Source organism: Leucobacter sp. cx-42, assembly GCF_014529985.1.
Taxonomy (GTDB): Bacteria; Actinomycetota; Actinomycetes; order Actinomycetales; family Microbacteriaceae; genus Leucobacter.
The window spans coordinates 53,609-74,786 of the sequence record NZ_JACVMU010000001.1 but is presented as its reverse complement, the minus strand read 5'-3'; the positions used below and the strand labels follow the sequence as shown (position 1 = coordinate 74,786).

The window sequence follows — 21,178 nt, the reverse complement described above, 5'->3', positions numbered from 1 at the left end:
TATGATGACCTCTTCTGAGAACGCCGCGACTGAAGCCGGCGAGACTGCTGCTGCCCCCGAGAGCGAGCGCACGACCTTCGCAGACCTGGGCCTTGAGCCCCGAGTTCTGCAGGCCATTACCGAGGTGGGATACGAGACTCCCTCCGCCATTCAGGCCGCGACGATCCCAGTGCTCCTTGAGGGCCACGATGTCGTTGGACTTGCCCAGACCGGTACTGGTAAGACCGCTGCATTCGCGCTCCCCATCCTTTCCCGAATCCAGCCCGGCGCAGGTGCGCCGCAGGCTATCGTCCTCGCACCGACCCGTGAGCTCGCGCTCCAGGTCTGCGAGGCATTCGAAAGCTACGCAACCCACCTCCCCGAGGTGAAGCTCCTCCCCGTTTACGGTGGCCAGGCGTACGGTCAGCAGCTTTCGGCACTTCGCCGTGGCGTTGACATCGTCGTGGGCACCCCCGGCCGTGTCATGGACCACATGAAGCGCGGCTCGCTTGACCTCTCACAGATCAAGTACCTCGTGCTTGATGAGGCTGACGAGATGCTCAAGATGGGCTTCGCTGAGGACGTCGAGACGATCCTCGCTGACACCCCTGAAGAGAAGCAGGTTGCCCTCTTCTCAGCAACCATGCCTGCGCAGATCCGCCGTATCTCGCAGCAGCACCTCAACGATCCGCGCGAGATCAAGATCGCTGGCAAGACCCAGACGAGCTCGAACATCACGCAGCGTTACACCGTGGTGTCGTACATGCAGAAGCTTGACGCGCTGACCCGCGTGCTCGAGGTGGAAAACTTCGACGGCCTCATCGTCTTCACCCGTACCCGTGGTGATTCGGAGCAGGTGGCTGAGAAGCTGCGCGCTCGTGGCTACTCGGCAGCGGCGATCAACGGTGACATCCAGCAGGCACAGCGTGAGCGCACCGTTCAGGCGCTGAAGGATGGCAAGCTTGACATCCTCGTTGCAACCGACGTTGCAGCTCGTGGCCTTGACGTTGAGCGCATCAGCCACGTCATCAACTACGACCTCCCGATCGACACCGAGTCGTACGTCCACCGTATTGGCCGTACCGGCCGTGCGGGCCGTACCGGCGACGCGATCAGCTTCGTTACTCCTCGCGAGCAGCGCATGCTCAAGGCGATCGAGCGCGCGACCAAGCAGCCGCTCACCCAGATGCCGCTTCCTCGCATCGAAGAGGTCAACGCAACGCGTCTGACCCGCTTCGATGACGAGATCACGACCGCTCTCGGTGAGACCGCTCGTATCAGCCGCTTCCGTGAGATCATCGAGCACTACGTCCGTAACCACGACGTAGCTGAGGCAGACGTCGCTGCAGCACTCGCTGTTGTTGCACAGGGTGACACCCCGCTCCTCCTGACCGAGGCAGACGACGCAAAGTTCGATCGTGACCGCAAGCAGGCGTCGCGCTTCCTCGAGGACTCGGGTCGCGATGACAACCGTGCACCTCGCCAGGACCGCGGCCCCCGTCAGCGTCGTGATGACCTCAAGACCTACCGCATCGAGGTTGGCCGTCGCCAGCGCGTGCAGCCCGGTCAGATCGTTGGCGCGATTGCCAACGAGGGTGGTCTGAGCCGTGACGACTTCGGTCGTATCCAGGTGCGCGATGACTTCTCGCTCGTCGAGCTCCCCTCGAACCTGTCGGAAAGTGCGCTTGAGTCGCTCAAGTCGACCAAGATCGGTGGCAAGGCCATCGAGATCACCGAAGACACCGGCCCCAGCCCCCGCGGCAAGGGTTGGGACTTCAAGGGTGATCGTGACCGTAACGATCGCGGCGGCGACCGTGGTGGGTACCGCGGCGACCGTGGTGGGTACCGTGGTGGCGATCGCAACGACCGCGGTGGCTACCGTGGCGGCGACCGCAATGACCGCGGCGGCGACCGCGGTGGGTACCGTGGTGGCGACCGTAACGATCGTGGCGGCTTCCGTGGCGACCGCGACAACCGTGGTGGCGGCAACAGCTGGGATCGCGACAACCGTGGCGGCGGCCGTGACTTCGGTAACGACCGTGCAGACGGCAAGCGCAAGCCGCGCTGGTAAGGCGTTCTGCATCGCTCACTGAGCGATGATCTTTAGCGGCGGGTGAGCTTCGGCTCCCCGCCGCTTTTGCGTGCCCGGGTAGCTGTTGGGCGCACCTTCGCTGTTGCCTTCGCTACCGAGCGTCGCGCTCTGCCGCGTCCAGCAGCGCGTTGATACCCGCGAGGAAGATCGCCTGGTCATCGAGTTCGGTAAGTCTCGAGGAGTAGTGGGCAATGTGCGGATAGGTGCGCGGATCAGCGTGCAGCGGTCCCTCGACCCATCGCTCCGGCCCACTCGGTTCGCCAGATGTGCCGCCATCATCGGCGCGTGCGCGCGCGATGCCCGACGACATGGAGAGTGTGTATGAAGAAATGAGCGAATAATGCTGGAGTACACCGACTTCGTCAAGGCCACATGTGGAGAGCGCGCTGAGGATGAGTTCCATTGCGCCAAACTCACCGGGGCCGTGCGTCGTAAGTGTCATTGCCTCTGCTGCGATTGCTGGATGCTCGCAGTACTCGCGAAGGGTGCCATCGGCAAGTCCCTGGATGCGACCGCGCCAATCGTCTGGTGTGGCGGTAATGCTCGCGAGCGCGCGTACGTGCAGCTCATCGAGCAGCGCCTCCATGAGGTGGCTCTTGCTGCGGAAGTGACGGTAGACCGCGGAAGGGTCGACGCCGAGTTCAGTGCCCAAACGCTTTGCCGAGAACGTTGAGCTGCGGTGCTCGGTAGCGACTTTCAAGCCGGCAGCGATGATTTTCTGCGTGTCGAGACGCACTTTTCGTGGCCCGGTTCGCACGGTACGTGTCGCGGTCGTCATGTCACCCCTTTGTCCTTCTGCCAGCGTAGAGCATCCAACGCGTCGGAACTAAACCTATCAATGTCAGAAATGTTGTCAAAGCCTTTGACAAGAGTAATGATTCCCGCCTAAGCTCCGAACAAACCTGATTTCAGAGTCGAAAGAGGAAGCATGTACGTTGACGTTCTGTTCACCGGCGGAGCCGTATTCACTGGTGAGGGAGATCCGCGCACGGATCTCGCAATCGGTATCACCGGCGAACGCATCACCGCAATCGTGGCAGCAAGTGATGCTGGCAGCATTACCGGTCCGGAGACCAAAGTGATTGATCTGGCGGGCGCACTCCTCTCGCCTGGCTTCCAGGACGCACATATCCACCCGATCGGCGGCGGCGTTGAAGCGCTGCAGTGCGATCTGACCGAGTCGGAGAACGCAGAAGATAGCGTGCGTCTCATCTCGGAATACGCAGCGGCGAACCCAGATGAAGGCTGGATCCTTGGCGCGGGCTGGTCGATGGACCACTTCGAAGGTGGTGCCCCCACTCGTGATCTCATCGATGCGATCGTGAGTGACCGACCAGTGGTGTTATCGAGTCGCGATCACCACAGTGTCTGGGCTAATACTCGCGCAATTGAGCTTGCCGGCCTGACTGCGCAAACTGCAGACCCAGAGGACGGCCGTATCGAGCGCGAGTCAGACGGATTCCCCGCCGGTACCTTCCACGAAGGGGCAATGAATCTCTTCAATGAGGTCAAACCCGAATCGTCTGCGGATCTCACCTACCGAGGCCTCCTGCATGCACAAACGGAACTCATTGCGCAGGGCGTGACCGGCTGGCAAGATGCTTGGGTGGGTTCGGACGGACCCGGCACTGGCACGCTTGAGGCGTATGAGCGCGCGGTCGCGGAAGGCACCCTGCGCGTGCACGTGACCGGCTCACAGTGGTGGGAGCGCGATCGCGGTCTCGACCAGATTCCCGAGATCATCGCTCGCCGCGACGCGAACGTCGCAAGCGGCACCTCGAACCGTTTCAACCTCGGCACGGTCAAGATGATGGTCGACGGTGTTGCAGAGAACTTCACCGCGTCAATGCTCGACCCGTACCTCGACGAACACGGCGAACACACCTGCAATCACGGCATCGCCTTTATCCCCGCAGAGATTCTCACCGACGCAGTACAGCAGATCGACGCGGCCGGTATGCAGGTGCACTTCCATTCCCTCGGCGACCGCGCGGTTCGTAATGCACTCGACGCAGTCGAAGCGGCACGAAAGGTGAACGGCCCGAGTGATGGCCGTCACCACCTCGCCCATCTCCAGGTGATCGCTGCCGAAGATACTGCGCGCTTTGCTGAAGTCGACGCCGTTGCCAACCTGCAGATGCTGTGGGCAACCCACGAAGACCAGCTCGACACACTTACGCTGCCATTCATGAGTGAGCGCGCGGCAACTCGCCAGTACCCGTTCGGCGATCTTGTCCGTGACGGTTCGCGGCTCGCTGCGGGCAGCGATTGGCCGGTTTCGACGGCGGATCCGCTTGCCGCGATCCACATTGGTGTGACGCGCGTTGGCCCCGAAATCACCGCTGGCCCACTCGGCGGCGAGGAACAGTGCCTCGCGCTGTCGACCGCATTTGCCGCGTACACCTCGGGCACCGCATACGTAAACCACCGTGACCACGACACCGGCTGGATCCGTGAGGGCTACCTCGCGAATCTCGTCGTGATCGAACCTAACCCGTTCGCGCTCGCGCCGGCTGACATCGCAGATGCCGCCGTCACGCAGACCTGGATCGAAGGCTCCCAGGCCTTCGCCCGCGCCCAGTAGGGCACCCACTTTCAACGCATTGGCACAGTGGAGTGCCGCAGTTTTCGAAGGAGAAAACAATGTCAGTTACAGCATTTACCCGCGGGCGCCGCGGCGCTGCGGTGATCGGTGCAGCGATTACCGTCGTTGCGCTCACTGCGTGTTCTGGTTCGGGCTCGGGCGGTGGGAGCAGCGAGCCAGTCGACTGGAAGCTCACCGAGCAAACGGCAGCGCCGTCGGGTGAAATCGATCAGATCACCTGGGCGAGCTACGCGGAGCCGTTCTCGCTCGATAACGCGTACGCCTTCGATTACTCAGATAACCAGGTTCTTGCGAACGTGTGCGAATCGCTGTTGCGGTTGAACCCCGATTTCAGCCTCACTCCTGGTCTGGCTGAGTCGTTCTCAAACCCAGAGCCGACGAAGTGGGTGTATCAGATTCGACAGGGTGTGAAGTTCCATGACGGAACTGAAATGACTGCTGACGATGTCGTGGCAACCATGTCCCGTCACATTGATCCAGAGGTCGGGTCGTCATGGTTTAGCGTCTACCAGTACGTCACCTCTATTGAGAAGACCGGCGACTGGGAGGTGACGGTCACCACGTCAAAGCCTGACTCACAGTTCAACCTCGGTATGGGTGGATCCGCAGGTGTCGTCGAGTCTGCGGCGACGCTCGCCGAACTCGGTAGCGACTACGGAAATTCCACGGGCGGCGTAAATTGCACCGGTCCATTCAAGTTTGACAGCTGGAAGTCAGGAGAGAAGATCTCGCTGAGTCGCTTCGATGACTATTGGAACGAAGAGCTCAAGGCGAAGTCTGAGAAGTTTGACTTCGTATTCATGGCGGACGCAAACGCGCGCACCAACGCTCTGAAAGCTGGCGACGTAGATGGCACGTGGCTCCTCCCAATGGATTCGATCCGTGAGCTGCAATCGAAGGGTTCGGGAGACGTCCTCTTCGGTATGAGCACTTCTGTCGCAAACATGGTGGTCTCAAACCTCGACGGACCCCTAGGCGACGTGAACGTGCGTAAGGCACTGCTCATGGCGCTCGACCGCCAGGGAATTCTCGACGCGGCATACAGCGGCGTTGGTGAAGTGACTGATGTGTACACCACCGAGTCGGTGTGGAATGATGCTGACCCTGCGGCCCGCGAGCGGGCGTTCACCGACATTGAGTCGTACGACTTCGACGTTGAAGCGGCGAAGAAGCTCGTTCAGGACGCAGGGTTCGAGGGTGCAGAACTCACTATCGTGAGTGCTCCAATCAGCCAAGAATTCACCGTCATTTCGCAGGCAACTGTTGCTGCAGCCAAATCAATCGGCCTGAACGCCAAGATCGACACGGTGACCCCGGCGGCCTACACCACGCTGTTCGCTGACCCCGCTGCGCGTGAGGGCGTGGACCTCTTCTACACGAACTGGTACCTGTCGAGCCCGGATCCCGCGGAAATGTTCGGCATCCTCCGTACCGGCGAATTCAGCAACTATGGCAATTGGTCGAACCCAGAGTATGACGCACTCGTCGAACAGGCTGTCACCACCATGGACGTGAAGGAACGCAGCAAGGTAAACGCAGATATGCAGCAGCTGGCAAACGCTGAGCTTCCGTGGTTGCCGCTTGTTGAAGTACCGAATGCCATGTACATGGGCGAACGCGTCACCGGGCTTTCGCCCTCGATCAACTTCCTGTACTACCCCTGGGCGGCAACGCTCGGCGCACGCTAACGAGGACTCCGAATGGCATACGCACGCCGCATCGCCTCGAAACTCGGGGCGTTGCTCTTGACGCTGTTCCTCGCGTCGCTCCTGGTCTTCTTTTCCAGGTTCTTAGTACCTGGTGACCCCGTCCGCTTCCTCCTCCGTGGCCGCAAGCCAAGCCCGGAGGCGGTTGCGGCCGTCACTGAACAGTTCGGCCTGGACCTGCCGCCGTGGCAGCAGTACATCAATTGGCTTTTCGGAATGTTCCGGGGCGACTTCGGCCGATCCCTGCAGTTCCGCCAGGACGTGGCGGTCGTCGTCGGCGACCGCCTCCCGGTCACCCTCGGCCTCGTCGCAATGTCGGCAATCATGATCGCGATCATCGGTATCACGGCCGGCGTCATTGCCGCATTGAACAAGGGCAAGTTCGCGGATCGCGCGACGCTCATCTTCCTCACCGTACTTGGCGCGATCCCATCGTTCGTCGGGTCTATCGTGCTCATCGCAGTCTTCGCGGTGACCCTCGGCTGGTTCCCGACGTTCGGATCGGGAGAAGGATTCTGGGACACGGTGTACCACCTGATTCTGCCGTCCTTCGCGCTTGCGATTACCTTCGTGGTGCTCGTCGGCAAGGTCACTCGCTCCTCGATGATCGAGCAGGTTGGCAAGGAACACGTGGAGGTCGCGACGAGTCGTGGTCTGAAGCGTGGTGTCGTGATCCGCCGCCACGTGTTCAGGAACTCGATCGGCCCGATCGTGACCGTGAGTGGTTTGCTCGTTGCGGGCCTCCTCGTGGCAAGCACGATCGTTGAGACGGCGTTCGGTGTTGCAGGCCTCGGCTCGCTGCTCGTGCAGTCGGTCGATCGTCTCGACTTCCCGGTCGTGCAGGCGATCACGCTCTTCGTTGTTACGGCCTTCGTCGTGGTGAACGCGATCGTCGATCTCTGCGAACCCCTCATTGACCCCCGAGCTGCGGCAGGAGCTGATGCACGATGACCGTCCCGAATGCAACCACTGCCGTTCGCGTGATGCGTGCCCCACGGGTACGCCGAGCGAACTGGCTCTTCACTGGCAGCGTCGTCGTGCTTGCGGTATTCACGCTCGCGGCGATCTTCGCGCCGATCGTGGCACCGTATGATCCGGACGAAGTCGACTTCCTCGCGTTCTATTCCGGCCCGTCAGCCGCGCACTGGCTCGGCACCGACGGCCTCGGGCGCGACATCCTCAGCCGCATGGCGTTCGGTGCCCGCACCGCGCTCCTCGGTCCGTTGCTTGTCGTGATCTTCTCGACGATCTTCGGCATCCTGCTCGGCCTCCTCGCAGGCTGGCGCGGGGGCTGGATCGACGCCGTGCTCGGCCGCATCTTTGACGTGATCTTCGCGTTCCCTGCGCTGCTCATCGCGATCATGGCGGTCGCACTGTTTGGCAAGGGGTTCGTCGCTCCGGTCATCGCGATGGTGATCGCGTACATCCCATATGTTGCGCGCCTCACCCGCTCGCTCATCACGGCCGAGCGTCACCGCCCATACGTTGCCGCGTACCGAGTCGCCGGCTTCGGCGGAGCGTGGATCGCGCTGCGCCGCGTGCTCCCGAACATCACGCCGATCGTTGGCGCGCAGTCGACCCTGAACTTCGGATACGTGCTCGCCGAGCTCGCTGGCCTGTCGTTCCTTGGCCTTGGAGTGCAAGCGCCGATGTCTGACTGGGGTGCGATGATCAACGAGGCGCAGGCCGGTATCGTTGGCGGGCACTTCCTGCCAGCCCTCGTTCCTGCAATCGCGGTCGTCCTCGTCGTCGTTGCCGTGAACATTATTGGTGAAGAACTGTCTGAACGTATCGGAGGAGGTGTGGTCGCATGACCCTGCTCGAAATCTCAGGTCTCACGCTCGACCTGCCCACAGGCAAGCGCCTGCTTGATGACATCTCAATCTCGGTAGCACCGGGGGAGACGGTCGGCCTGGTCGGCGAGTCTGGCTCAGGCAAGTCGCTCACCGCACGCTCGGTGCTCGGCCTGCTGCCGCAGAACGCTCGTCTCGGTGGCAGCGTACAGATCGACGGCCACGAAGTGCTCGGCTCGTCGCGTGCCACGCTGTTGGACGTGCGACGGCACAGCGCCTCGATGGTGTTTCAAGATCCGCGCTCTGGCATCAACCCCATGCGCACGATCGGTGACTTCATGACCGAGTCGCTCCGTCTGTGCCAGGGGGTATCTGCCGCTGATGCGCGGGCACAAGCGATCGAACTCCTGCGTGCGGTACGGCTGCCGCGCCCCGAAGAACACCTCGACCAGTACCCGCACGAGTTCTCGGGCGGCATGCTGCAGCGCGTCATGATCGCGGGAGCACTCACGAGCTCGCCGAAGCTCCTCATCTGTGACGAGCCGACCACCGCACTCGACGTCACGACCCAGGCCGAGATCATCGATGTGCTGCGCGAGCAGCGCGATGCGCGCGGCATGGGCATGCTGTTCATCACGCACGACCTCAACCTGGCCGCATCGATCTGCGATCGCGTGACCGTCATGCAACAGGGGCGGATCGAGGAGCGCGGCACCGCGCGACAGATCTTCCTCGAGCCAACAACCGAGTACACGAAGCGGCTCATCGCTGCGACACCGAGCATCGCCGTCGACGGGGTGGGGTCTGCCGGTGAAGCAGCAGCGGTGCTGGCGGACGCTGGTGTGCTTGGCGCGCATGGCGCTGGTGCTACGGATGGTGGTGCGGGTGAGCCCATGGTCTTTGCTGACAAGCTCACGAAGACCTACTATCCGCGTGGCAAGGCGCCAGTGACCGCGGTCGCTGAGGCCTCCATCGCGATTCCGCGCGGTGGCGCACTCGGTGTCGTGGGGGAGTCGGGCTCAGGCAAGTCCACCCTGGCGCGCATGATCATCGGACTCGAGCAGCCGGACGGCGGCGAACTCCGCATCGCTGGTGCATCGCGCATGGCGGTCCCGCGCAACCGGGCTGAGCGGCTCCAGCGGGCGCGGAGTGCGCAAATGGTGTTCCAAGACCCGTACCTGTCGCTCGATCCGCGAATCCCTGCCGGCAAGGCAGTCGAGGACGCGATCACGCTGCACACCGGAGTGAAGGGTGCGGCCGCGCGGCAGCGTGCGATCGAACTGCTTCACGCGGTTGGGCTTGGTGAGGAGTTTGCTGCGGCGCATCCGCGCACACTTTCCGGCGGACAGCGTCAGCGCGTCGCAATTGCGCGCGCAATTGCGATTGATCCCGACGTGCTTGTGCTCGATGAGGCGACGAGTGCGCTCGACGTGTCCGTGCAGGCTCAGGTGCTCGATCTCCTGGCGCGTGTTCGCGAGGAGCGCGGGCTGACGATCCTCTTCATCAGCCACGACCTCGGCGTTGTGCGCCGCGTGTGCGACGAGACCGTCGTTATGCGGCGCGGTGAGATCGTGGAATACGGCGCGACCGAGGAGATTCTGACCGACCCGCAGCACGAGTACACGCGAGCGCTGTTGGCGTCCGTGCCGCAGCCGGTCTGGGACTAGTTCCGGGGCTGCGCGTGTGTGCGTGGTGAATGAGAGGTGGTTGGTGGCCGGTGCTGGTCGCCCACCACCTCTTCATCTTTCAGATCCATGTTCGTGCGTTGAATCGGTCATGGGCCACTTTGGGTGTGGTGCGGGCTAGTGTTGCGGGCGGGGCTCGGAGCGTAGCTGCTGTCCCGGTAAAGCACGCGCAAAGAGAACTGTTGTGTGTGCTGATCGCCACACACAGTCTTCCTCCTGCAACCGAGTGCAGGCCACGCATCAAGAGCATTGCTGACCGTTGGCCCTCGCGTAGTGCCCACAACTATTGCGTTCTCACTGGTGAGGGGTACGCGGCGCATATTGCGCCGCTGAATTGATCAGAGGGCGCGGCCTGTGGCCGCACCGAAGATGCACAACCTGACGGAAAGAGACGAGGTGCTGGGCTGTAGTGGCTGCTCGCCACGCTGAGACCCCTGCGTCACCACGTCGAACAGGGCAGTTCCCTGCGAGACGGACCGTTTCATGCGCATGAAAGGCCCTGTCTCGGGAGAAACGGTCGATCTCGCGGGGTTGAGGTGCAAAAAGGTGCGGGCACGGTGCGACGCGGTCGAAGCGAAGAGAAGCGACGCGGGGTTCGGCACGACGCGGTGCTGGGAGCCTACAGTGCAGTGAACCGCGACTGCGGCACGATGTCGCGCGAGATCCGGCAGTCGAGCAAGATGGTGCCCGTCGCGCCGGCGGCAATCCAGTGTTCAAGGGCGGTGAGATCGAGCATCGTGCGCACGGTAACTCCGCGGGCCCCAAACGCGTTTGCGATACTCGCGAAGTCCACGTCGGGGATGAGCATGGGAGCCTCATCGAGGCCAAGCGCGCCGTAGTGCGCGACCTCTGCGCCGTACGCGCCGTCGTTCCATACGACAATGATGGAGCTCTGAGAATTGCGCACTGCGGTTTCCAGGTCAGCGAGTGCCATGAGCCCGCCGCCATCACCGGTGCTCAGTACCGTCGTGGTTCCTGGTGCGGCGGCTGCAACACCTGCGATCGTCGAGATGCCGAGGCCGATCGTGTGGAACGTTGAACCCACCATGATGAGGCGCTCGGGTGAACCCACAGGCCAGTACATGTTTGGCCATGTCGCCGACCGGTTGCCATCGACCGTGATGTGGATATTCTCTGGGAGGATGTCGCCGATCCGGGCAGCTACCGCGCGCGGATCGAGCTTGCCATCAGCGCAGATACCGTCGGGATGCGCTTCGAGGCCGTTCTCGCGAACGCGAAGCGCGCCGCCGGGTTCGAGTCCCTCAATGGTTTCGCGCCAACCCTTGGACTTGCCGCCAGCGGTGGCATACGCGCCAGTGAGGGTCTGCAGCGTTGCCTTTGCGTCGCCCTGCAGCATGATGTGGCGTTGGTCGTGCACCCCAGGAGGGGCTGCGAGCTGCTGTTCATCGATGCGAATGATCTTGGTGTCTGCCCCAAAGATTGAGCGGAAGCGGGCCGAGACGCGATCAAAACTCGCGCCTACGAGCACGACAACATCAGCCGAAGCAATGCGCTCACCCGCTGCTGGCTGCGCAAAACCGCCGGAGACGCCGAGGTCAAACTCGGGGCGGGGGAATACGTTTCGTGCGAGCGCGGTCGTGGCGGTGAGCGCACCGAGACGATCCGCGATGACACCGAGCTCCTGCTGAGCGCACGCGAGCACGGCTCCGTGACCTGCCAGTACGAGCGGTCGCTCTGCTGCGAGCAGTGCGGAGACCGCGTTGTCGATCTGCAGCTTCGTCGGTGCGATCTTGGTGGGAGCGGTAGAAATCGAAGGCTTGGTCGGGGTCGCCGCGACCGAGGCAAGCAGACTAGCGAGCACAGCGGGATCGTTTGCGTCGATTGCTTCGGAAGGCATGCGCTGAATGTCGACAGGGCCGGTGGTGCTACGTGTCGGGGCGACAACGAGATCGCACGGGACTGCGAGCACGACCGGGCGGCGAGCCCGAAGCGCGTACGAGACAGCGCGGTCGACGATCTCGTCAATGCCGCGTACCTTGAGTTCGTACGTGCGCACGCCGAGCGCTGCCGCAAGCATCTCCTGGTCGACATCCCATGGACGACGACCGTCTGTCGGTGCATCGCCGACAACCATGAGGAGCGGGGTGCGTGCGTGTGCAGCCTCAGCCAGTGACGTCAAAGCGTTGGTGAAGCCGGGGCCGTAGGCAGTCGTGGCGATAGCGAGACGGCCACTGATCCGCGTGTACGCGTCTGCAGCTGCGACCGCGCCAGCCTCGTGGCGTACCGCGGTATACGGGACGCCGAGGTCAACGAGCCCTTGGACAAGATGTGCATTGCCGGTTCCCATCAGGCCGAAGCTGCGACCGGCGTGCCGTGCGAGGGCAGACGCGAGTGCACTGGAGAGGGAAATAGAAGAGGAATGCGACATCGTCATCCTTTGTAAAACTGCGTGTTGCTACGAAGTGTAGCGGGCTGAATATGCGGAGAGGGGCTCAAAATCCGAAACGGATCTCGAGCCCCTCATTCGCTATGCGGGAAAGCGCTTACTTCGCTGCGAAGCGGAAGAGCTTCTTGTTTGCGAACTCAAGCATGCCGACGCGGCCAAGCTCGCGGCCGTAGCCCGACTTCTTGACGCCACCGAAGGGAACGTCTGCACCCTCGAGGCCTGCGCCGCCGATGAAGACCATGCCTACGTCGAGCTGGTTACCAACCTGCTCAGCGCGGTCGAGGTCGTCACAGATGATGACCGAACCGAGGCCGTAGGGCGACGAGTTAGCGAGCTCGATTGCCTCTGCATCGCTCGATACGCGGTAGAGCTGCGCAACCGGGCCGAAGAGCTCCTGGCTGTACACGTCCATTGCGGGAGTGATGTTGGTGAGGACGGTCGGGGTGTAGAGGTTGCCCTCGGGGGTGTTGTTGCCCACGAGAACGTCTGCGCCCTGATCGATTGCGCCCTGAACCTGTGCGGTGAGACCCTTGGTCGCAGCAGCCGACGACATAGGACCGAAGTCGCCTGCCTCGTACGACTGGCCTGCAATTGCAGCCTTGAACTTCTCGGTGAACTCGTCGAAGTACTTGTCCATAACGACGATGCGCTTCGAGCCGTTGCACGCCTGGCCGGTGTTCTCCATGCGGCCGCCAACAGCGTGCTCAACTGCGTGATCGAGATCATCGGTGTCGAGAACGAGGAAGACGTCCGAACCGCCGAGCTCGAGAACGCACTTCTTGAGCTCGCGGCCTGCCTGCTCAGCAACGATTGCGCCTGCGCGCTCCGAGCCGGTCAGCGAGATGCCCTGGACGCGATCGTCTGCAATGATGTCAGCGATCTGGTCGTGGCTTGCGAACACGTTGACGTATGCACCCTTGGGGAAGCCTGCGTCAAGGAAGAGCTGCTCAAGTGCGAGAGCCGACTCGGGGCACTGTGCAGCGTGCTTGAGCACGATGGTGTTGCCGAGAATCAGGTTCGGCACTGCAAAGCGTGCAACCTGGTAGTAGGGGTAGTTCCAAGGCATGATGCCGAGGATGACGCCGGTGCCCTGGAAGCGGAAGAAGGTCTTGAGACCGTCTTCTACCTGGAGCTCCTCGTCAGCGAGCCATGCCTCAGCGTTGTCTGCGAATGCAGCGGTGATTGCACCCGAGAACTCAGCCTCGCCAACAGCCTGCTCGAGGGGCTTGCCCATCTCGCGGTTGATGATTGCGCCGAGCTCGTCCTTGCGCTCGTCGAACAGCTCTGCTGCGCGCTTAGCGAGTGCTGCACGCTCGGCAACAGTCGTCTTGCGTGCCCAGTTCTGGTATGCGTCCTGTGCCGAGGCGAGAGCTGCCTCGATCTCGACTGCGGTTGCTTCCGGGTATTCCGAAATAGTTTCGCCCGTGGCCGGGTTAATGACGGCAAAAGTGCCCATACTTGACTCACTCCTTAGTGACTCGTCGGTGGCTTCGGTGAAGCAAGTCTCCCATACTTCGGAGGGCGATGCTAGGCACCGCGCCTTGCCTTTTCGGGGAGGATCAAGCTTGTGTCTGGATGTTATCAGTCGAATCGATGGGGTTTTACAACTGAATCCGAAGAAGGCGACCAAATCTGTTGATTTGGTCGCCTTCAGGGTTAATTCAGAGGAATCGGAATCGTCAGTGTTCCGGTCTCGGCTGGTGGCTCGATATCGCGACCGAGCATGTCTGGGATCCACTTCATCGTGCACGCGGCGACGACGGCGCTGATCAGGAGAAGTGTGGCCGAGACGAGGATCGCGCCGATCGCGCCGCTCGAGTCGATAGCCATGCCTGCGATGGCGGATCCGATCGCGACACCAACGAGCTGGCCGGTGCCGATCCAGCCGTACGCCTCAGCGGTTTCTGAGAATTTCACGGTTGTGCCGATGACACTCGAAATTGCTGCAAATACGGGCGCGGTGCCCATACCGCCGAGGAAGAGGACAATGCACAAGAACCACATGTCCTGGCTAATGAGCGTCGCAAGCGTGCCAGCGAGCACGATGCAAATACGGAGCAGCATTGACCAGGGGCGCATCTGGCGGTGGCCGAATAGCAGGCCGCCGACGAGTGAGCCGCCGGCGAAGCATGCGAGCACGATGCCTGACTCGATACTGCTGCCGTGCGCGCCAGCGTCACCCGGCGGCGTGAATGCGGCGATGATGCCAGCTTCAATTGCCGCGAAGGACGCAACAAAGAAGAAGCCAATGACCGTCGTGATGATGACGGTTGGGCGACGCAGCACGGCACCAAAGCCACGCTTCGCGCGCGGCAGCTTGACGGTGCCGAGCGCAGGGCTCGAAATGAACCACGCGCCACCGAGCAGCATGAAGCCTGCCGCGGTGCAGAGGCCAACGGTGGTGCCAAGCTGCGAGGTAATGAAGACGGCAACAACTGGGCCAAGTACCCAGATGAGTTCCTGCGCAGCAGCGTCAAGTGAGAACAGGCCAGCGATTTGGTTGTTCGGAACGAGCTTCGGGTAGATCGAACGCACGGCTGGGGTGACCGGCGGCGTGAAGAGGCCGGTCAGCACAGCGAGCGCAGTGAGCACGAGTAGCGGCAGGTGCACGAATGCCATGATGGCAAGCGCAGCCGCGCACAGCAGCGTGGTGATCGACAGGACCGGGCGCATGCCCCATCGGCCCATGAAACGGCTTGCGAGCGGTCCTGAAACCGCCTGGCCGACACTCGCCGCAGCCAGCACGATGCCCGCAGACGTATAGTCGCCGTACATCTGTTGCACATGCAGCAGCAAGATGATCGACAGCATTCCGAAAGGGAACCTCGCGGTGAGCTGGGAAACGATCACACGGTAAACTCCCGGATTCCGTCCGAGATCGCGATAGATGCCCATTACAGAATCCTACCGCTCCGCGCGCGTGTTTTTTGCCACTAGGCCGACTCGGCAAGCACCTTTCTGATGCGCTGCAACGAAACTGATTCTGAAGTTCGCAACTGCTGTGCAAAGAGGCTGATGCGGAGTTCCTCGATCAACCAACGCGTGTGCACAATCTGAGGGAGCGCGCGGGGACCGAGCGGGATCGTGCCACCGGCATCCGCGAACATCGCGAGCGCCCGATCCACATCGTTCTGCCAGGCTCGGTCACGACCGGGATTCTCGCGGAGCCCCTGCATGCGAATCTGTACGCCCTCCAGATACACGGGAAGACGTTCGAGCTGGGCGAGCCCGGTCTGCGAGACAAACCCGTCGAAGACGAGACCATCCACCTGCTTTGCGGCATCGGCCACCTGGCTCAGTACCTGAATCGCCTTTGCGCCGTCGATCGCCTTGCGCGCGAGTCGTGCACCATCGAGCACGCGGGCCGTGAGCGCAATTGCGCCGTAGATCTCGTCGAGGAGACTCCGCGCATAGTCGTTTGCGATCGCTTCGAAATCGTCGGCTCGCCACACGAGGCCATCAGGACAGTGGCGGCGGATCACGCGGTCTGCGACCGCGAGCGAAACATCGGCTATTGCTGCGTCAAGCGTGCGGTACGGGCCGGCGCCGAGCAGCAGTTTCTCCTGATTGGAGAGGTGCTCACGGACGTAGCTTGCCGGCGACGGTGAGCTGAGCACGAGCAAGCGGCGGATGCCGCGACGCGACAGGCGCACCTGCTCCGACTCGTCTGCCACGAGACCGAGATCGACGCTCGTGCGGCGATCAACGATCGCCGGGTACGCACGAACGACGCCTGCGCCTGATCCGCGCCCCTTGGCGAAGCCGGTGTCGACGTACTTCGGAAGGTCGCCGAAGTCCCAGGTCGTGGCTCCGCGCTTGTCAAGCGTGCTCGTCGGCATGGCCGCGGCTGCGACCTTCGCGACGCCCTGATTCGCCTGCTGCTTGTGCGCCGCCTTCAGCTCGGCAAGATCCTTGCCAGTACCGATCGTGCGGCCGCGCGCATCAATCACGCGGAACGTCGGGGTGAGGTGAGCGGGAAGACGGTCGGTGTCGAAGTCCTTCGGCGATACCTGCATGCTTGCGCGGCGACGAATCTCGTCAGCGAGTAGCTGCGTGAGTGAGGCTTCGCCGGCATCGAGCTTCGGACCGACCGCTTCAAGCAGCGTGCGCGCCCAATCGGCCGCGGGCACGACATGGCGGCGGATCCCCTTCGGGAGCGTCTTAATGAGCGCCGTCACCAGCTCCTGGCGGAGACCAGGGACGAGCTTTTCAAAGTCTTCGCCATCGAGGCGGGGGAGCAGCGGCAGCGGGACATTGACCGTCACGCCATCGTCTTCAGCGGTCGGGTCGAAGCGGTACTTCAGCTTGAGTGTCTGATCGCCGTGACGCCACTGGCGCGGGAACTCGGTCTCGTCGACGACCTCTGCGTCGTCCTCCACGAGGTCTTCGCGGCTGAGGTGCAGGAAGTTCGGGTCGGTCGTGCGCTTCTTTTTCCACCAGCCCTCAAAGCTGCGGGTCGACGTGACGTCTGCGGGGATGCGTGCATCGTAGAACTCGAAGATCGCCTCGTCGTCCGAGACGATGTCGCGGCGGCGCGAGCGTTCTTCGAGCTGTTCGAGCTCGCGGCGCAGCTGACGGTTCGCACGGTCGAATGCCTGCGGCGAATCCCACTCACCCTCGACGAGCGCGTGGCGAATGAAGAGTTCGCGTGCGTGCTCCTGATCGAAGCGGGCGAGCTGCACGCGGCGGCGATCCACGATGGGGACGCCGAACAGTGTGACGCGCTCGTACGCAACGGCCGCGCCCTGATTCTTCTCCCAGTGCGGCTCAGACAGGTTGCGCTTCGCGAGCGGGCCAGCGAGCTCCTCGGCCCAAGCCGGGTCGACAACCGCGTTCGAGCGGGCGAACAGGCGCGAGGTTTCGACGAGCTCGACGCTCATGATGACCTCTGGCGGATTCTTCGCGAGCACCGAACCCGGGTACAGCACGAACTTCGTCCCACGCGAACCCAGGTACTCCTGTGCTGGCTTGCGCTTGCCGGTACCGGCAACATTGCGGCCGCCGCGGCCCGGCACGCTGCGATCCTGCTTGTCGTCGCGCACGCCGAGCTGCGAGAGCAAGCCGGCAAGTACGGAGCGGTGGATGGCTTCGCCCGATCCGCCCTCCGTCTGCGCAGTGGGAGCGAGCTTGCCGCGCGGTACGCCAGCGATACGGGCGATCTGACGGTACAAGTCCATCCACTCGCGCACGCGCAGGAAATTGAAAAACTCTGCCTTGCACAGACGGCGGAAGGCGCTCGATGAGAGCTCCTCCTGCTGCTCGAGGAGATAGTTCCAGACGTTCAGGAGCGTCATGAGGTCGCCCTGCGGATCGGAGAACCGGCCGTGCAATTCGTCGGCCTTGCCGCGCTGTTCCTGGGGGCGCTCGCGCACATCTTGGATCGTCAGGCCGGCCACGATCGCGAGGACCGCGGGAACGACGTCGTGCTTGCGCGCCTCGACGACCATTCGGGCGAAGCGCGGCTCGATCGGCAGGCGCGATAGCTCGCGACCGATCTGCGTGATCTTGTGCGAGGCACCGCCGCGACCACGGCCGCGCGCGTTCTTGCCGATCGCCTCGACCGCACCGAGCTCGGCGAGCAGGCCGAGACCGTCTGCGATGCCGCGCTGATCGGGCGGGGTGAGGAACGGGAACTTCGCAATGTCCCCCAGGCCGAGCGACAGCATCTGCAGAATGACCGAGGCGAGACCCGTGCGGCGGATCTCCGGCTCAGTGAACTCCGGACGCGCAAGGCAGTCTTCTTCTGAATAGAGGCGGATCGCGATACCCGCGCTGGTACGTCCCGAACGGCCTGAGCGCTGGTTCGCGCTCGCCTGCGAGATCGCCTCGATCGGCAGGCGCTGCACCTTGCTGCGCGCGGAATAGCGCGAGATGCGCGCGGTGCCAGCGTCGACCACATAGCGGATGCCTGGCACCGTCAGCGAGGTCTCCGCGACGTTGGTCGCGAGCACGATGCGGCGGGTGCCGCCCTGCCCGCGCTCGAAGACGCGGTGCTGCTCGGCAGCAGAAAGACGACCATAGAGGGGGAGGATCTCGCTCGGGCGGGCGCGGTTGTTGCCGACCCTGCCACGGAGCGCATCGCTCGCATCGCGGATCTCGGCCTCACCAGACAGGAACACGAGGACGTCGCCTGGCGACTCCTTGCCGAGCTCCTCGACGGCATCGCCAATCGCGTCAAACATGTCACGCTCAACGGTCACGACCGTTGGCGCGCCACCCTTCGGGTTCGGGCGCTCAATCTTTTCGACGAGCGGGCGATACCGCACCTCAACCGGGAACGTACGACCGGAGACCTCAATAATGGGAGCCGGTTCGCCCGACTGTACGTCAGCGAAGTGCTTCGCGAAGGACTCCGGATCAATCGTCGCCGACGTGATAATGACCTTGAGGTCAGGACGGCGGGGGAGCAGCGTCTTCAAATACCCGAGCAAGAAGTCAATGTTCAGCGACCGCTCGTGCGCCTCATCAATGATGATCGTGTCGTAGGCCTTGAGATCACGATCGCGGTGGATCGCGTTGAGCAAGATGCCATCCGTCATCAGGCGGATCTTGGTATCGGCAGACACCTGATCGGTGAAACGAACCTGGTAACCAACGAGACCACCCAGCTCAGAGCCGAGCTCCTCTGCGATGCGTTCTGCAATGGTGCGTGCAGCGATCCGCCGCGGCTGTGTGTGCGCGATGCGCTCACGGCCGAGTGACAGGGCGATCTTGGGAAGCTGGGTCGTTTTACCCGAGCCGGTTTCGCCAGCGACGATCACGACCTGGTGATCGCGGATGGCGTCGGCAATTTCGTCTCGCATCTGCGATACGGGAAGCTCAGATGGAAACTCAATGCGGGGCGCGGGAAGTGTCATGACAGAGACCATTATTCCAGGTGTCCCGGTTTTACTGTCTGAGGCGGGATATTACGTCGGCGTGCCAAGATCCGCCTGGGAATCTAATAGGATGGGTCGCATGTCCAAGGTTCTTTCTTCTCTTCCCGTAGGCGAGCGCGTCGGCATCGCCTTCTCCGGTGGTCTCGACACCTCGTGTGCTGTGGCATGGATGCGCGAAAATGGCGCGATTCCCTGCACCTACACCGCTGACATTGGTCAGTATGACGAGCCCGACCTTGATGGCGTTGCAGCGCGCGCCAAGGAGTACGGTGCAGAGATCGCCCGACACGTAGACGCGAAGCGTGCACTCGTCGAGGAGGGCTTCGTTGCGCTCCAGACTGGCGCATTCAACGTCCGTTCGGGTGGCAAGACCTACTTCAACACCACCCCGCTTGGTCGTGCCGTCACCGGCACCCTGCTCGTGCGTGCAATGAAGGAAGACAACGTCGACATCTGGGGCGACGGCTCGACCTACAAGGGCAACGACATCGAGCGTTTCTACCGCTACGGTCTCATGGCAAACCCGAGCCTGCGCATCTACAAGCCTTGGCTGGACAGCCAGTTCGTTGAAGAGCTCGGCGGCCGTGCAGAGATGAGCGAGTGGCTCGTTGCAAACGGCTACCCGTACCGTGACTCGACCGAGAAGGCATACTCGACCGACGCAAACATCTGGGGCGCGAGCCACGAGGCAAAGCACCTCGAATTCCTCAACAACGGCCTGGACATCGTCGAGCCCATCATGGGTGTTGCAGCATGGCGTGAAGACGTTGAGGTTGCAACCGAAGAGGTCTCGGTTCGCTTCGAAGCTGGTCGTCCTGTTGCGATCAACGGCGTTGAGTACGACGATCCCGTAGCGCTCGTCTACGAGGCAAACGCAATCGGTGGCCGTCACGGCCTCGGCATCTCGGACCAGATCGAGAACCGCATCATCGAAGCGAAGTCGCGTGGCATCTACGAGGCTCCGGGTATGGCACTGCTGCACATCACCTACGAACGCCTCGTCAACGCAATCCACAACGAGAACACCCTCGCTTCGTACCACAACGATGGTCGCAAGCTTGGCCGTCTCATGTACGAGGGCCGCTGGCTCGACCCCGAGTCGCTCATGCTTCGCGAAGCACTGCAGCGCTGGGTAGGCTCGGCTGTCACCGGTGAGGTCACCCTGCGCCTCCGCCGTGGCGACGACTACACGATCCTCAACACCGAGGGCCCGAACCTCAGCTACCACCCCGAGAAGCTCTCGATGGAGCGCACCGTGGGCGCAGCATTCGGTCCCCAGGACCGTATCGGCCAGCTCACCATGCGTAACCTCGACATCGCTGACTCGCGTCAGCGTCTCGAGCAGTACGCGGCACTCGGCCTCGTCGGCGGCGCTACCGCAGCGCTCGTTGGCAAGCTCGAAGCAGGCGGCGCATCAGAGATCGCAAACGCTGTTGGCGGTATCGACCAGGAAGCCGACACTCTCGGCCTCTCGGCTGCGTTCGACGCAGGCACCGACTAAGCCTTAGCGCTTTCGCGCTTAAACCCCTCGAAACGGGCTGCTCGCGAAGCAAACCCCTCGAAACGGGGCCTTTCTCTCGAAAACGATAGTTTCAACCCGTTGAAACTATCTGTCTCGGCAGAAACGGCCCTTTTCGAGGGGTTTACTCGTGTTTGGGGTGGGGCTCGAGTAGCCCGCCGTGCGTTGGCTCGTCATCGGCTGAGAGCTGGCAACGAGCTTGCGCAGGCTTCAGCCGGTGACGGCTAGGTGAGCGGCGTTGGGCCGGGCCAGTTGTGCTCGCCTGGCGGGCAAAGTTCCCCATCTTCAGGCTCTGCCGGGGAAAGAATGGGCCGGCCTCGCGGCCGGGCGGCATTATCGACTCAACTCGGGCGCCGGCGGGGTGTGGTTTGAGCGTTTGAGCGGGTCACCCCTCGAAACCGGCCCGTTCTCCCGAAACCTGCCCTTTCATGCGCATGAAACACTCCATCTCGGCAGAAGCGGCTAATCTCGCGGGGTTGAGCCCTGAACCTCCAGGGTTTGAGGGAGATAGGTG

The 21,178-nt window shown here is 62.7% G+C and carries 12 protein-coding genes; 7 read left to right on the top strand and 5 right to left on the bottom strand.

Annotated elements, in window-relative coordinates:
• Position 1 precedes the first annotated feature (1 nt).
• Complete coding sequence (locus tag ICM05_RS00320; RefSeq protein WP_188022572.1) at positions 2-2,050, top strand: DEAD/DEAH box helicase; 2,049 nt, start codon at positions 2-4, stop codon at positions 2,048-2,050.
• A 112-nt stretch (positions 2,051-2,162) separates the two neighbouring features.
• Here ICM05_RS00320 and ICM05_RS00315 read toward each other — a convergent pair whose 3' ends face one another.
• Positions 2,163-2,849: a TetR/AcrR family transcriptional regulator gene (locus ICM05_RS00315; protein ID WP_223160241.1), complete on the bottom strand. Its 687-nt coding sequence runs from the start codon at positions 2,847-2,849 to the stop codon at positions 2,163-2,165.
• Positions 2,850-2,999: 150 nt separating this feature from the next.
• Between ICM05_RS00315 and ICM05_RS00310 the strand changes: the two genes are divergently transcribed.
• The 5 genes from ICM05_RS00310 to ICM05_RS00290 are packed head-to-tail and all read left to right on the top strand — an operon-like array spanning position 3,000 to position 9,842.
• Positions 3,000-4,655, top strand: a complete 1,656-nt coding sequence (locus ICM05_RS00310) for an amidohydrolase (RefSeq protein WP_188022571.1) — start codon at positions 3,000-3,002, stop codon at positions 4,653-4,655.
• 59 nt (positions 4,656-4,714) lie between these two features.
• Complete coding sequence (locus ICM05_RS00305) at positions 4,715-6,364, top strand: ABC transporter substrate-binding protein (protein WP_188022570.1); 1,650 nt, start codon at positions 4,715-4,717, stop codon at positions 6,362-6,364.
• A 12-nt stretch (positions 6,365-6,376) separates the two neighbouring features.
• On the top strand, positions 6,377-7,333 hold the full coding sequence (locus ICM05_RS00300; RefSeq protein WP_188022569.1) for an ABC transporter permease: 957 nt from the start codon (positions 6,377-6,379) through the stop codon (positions 7,331-7,333).
• Complete coding sequence (locus ICM05_RS00295) at positions 7,330-8,196, top strand: ABC transporter permease (protein WP_188022568.1); 867 nt, start codon at positions 7,330-7,332, stop codon at positions 8,194-8,196. Before ICM05_RS00300 ends, ICM05_RS00295 begins: the two co-directional genes overlap by 4 nt.
• On the top strand, positions 8,193-9,842 hold the full coding sequence (locus ICM05_RS00290; protein WP_188022567.1) for an ABC transporter ATP-binding protein: 1,650 nt from the start codon (positions 8,193-8,195) through the stop codon (positions 9,840-9,842). Before ICM05_RS00295 ends, ICM05_RS00290 begins: the two co-directional genes overlap by 4 nt.
• Positions 9,843-10,479: 637 nt before the next feature.
• On the opposite strand, the gene ICM05_RS00285 is transcribed toward ICM05_RS00290, so the two are convergent.
• The 4 genes from ICM05_RS00285 to hrpA form a co-directional block, all read right to left on the bottom strand.
• Positions 10,480-12,249, bottom strand: a complete 1,770-nt coding sequence (locus ICM05_RS00285) for a thiamine pyrophosphate-binding protein (RefSeq protein WP_188022566.1) — start codon at positions 12,247-12,249, stop codon at positions 10,480-10,482.
• Positions 12,250-12,364: 115 nt separating this feature from the next.
• Positions 12,365-13,723: an NAD-dependent succinate-semialdehyde dehydrogenase gene (locus tag ICM05_RS00280; protein WP_188022565.1), complete on the bottom strand. Its 1,359-nt coding sequence runs from the start codon at positions 13,721-13,723 to the stop codon at positions 12,365-12,367.
• Between the two features lie 200 nt (positions 13,724-13,923).
• Positions 13,924-15,162 (bottom strand): MFS transporter, encoded by a 1,239-nt coding sequence (locus ICM05_RS00275; RefSeq protein WP_188022564.1) that lies wholly within the window; start codon positions 15,160-15,162, stop codon positions 13,924-13,926.
• A 38-nt stretch (positions 15,163-15,200) separates the two neighbouring features.
• Positions 15,201-19,124, bottom strand: a complete 3,924-nt coding sequence (gene hrpA / locus ICM05_RS00270; protein WP_188022563.1) for an ATP-dependent RNA helicase HrpA — start codon at positions 19,122-19,124, stop codon at positions 15,201-15,203.
• Between the two features lie 100 nt (positions 19,125-19,224).
• On the opposite strand from hrpA, the gene argG reads away from it, so the two are divergent.
• The gene (gene argG, locus ICM05_RS00265; RefSeq protein WP_188022562.1) at positions 19,225-20,646 is read left to right on the top strand and encodes an argininosuccinate synthase; all 1,422 of its coding nucleotides are present in this window, start codon (positions 19,225-19,227) and stop codon (positions 20,644-20,646) included.
• Positions 20,647-21,178: the final 532 nt, after the last annotated feature.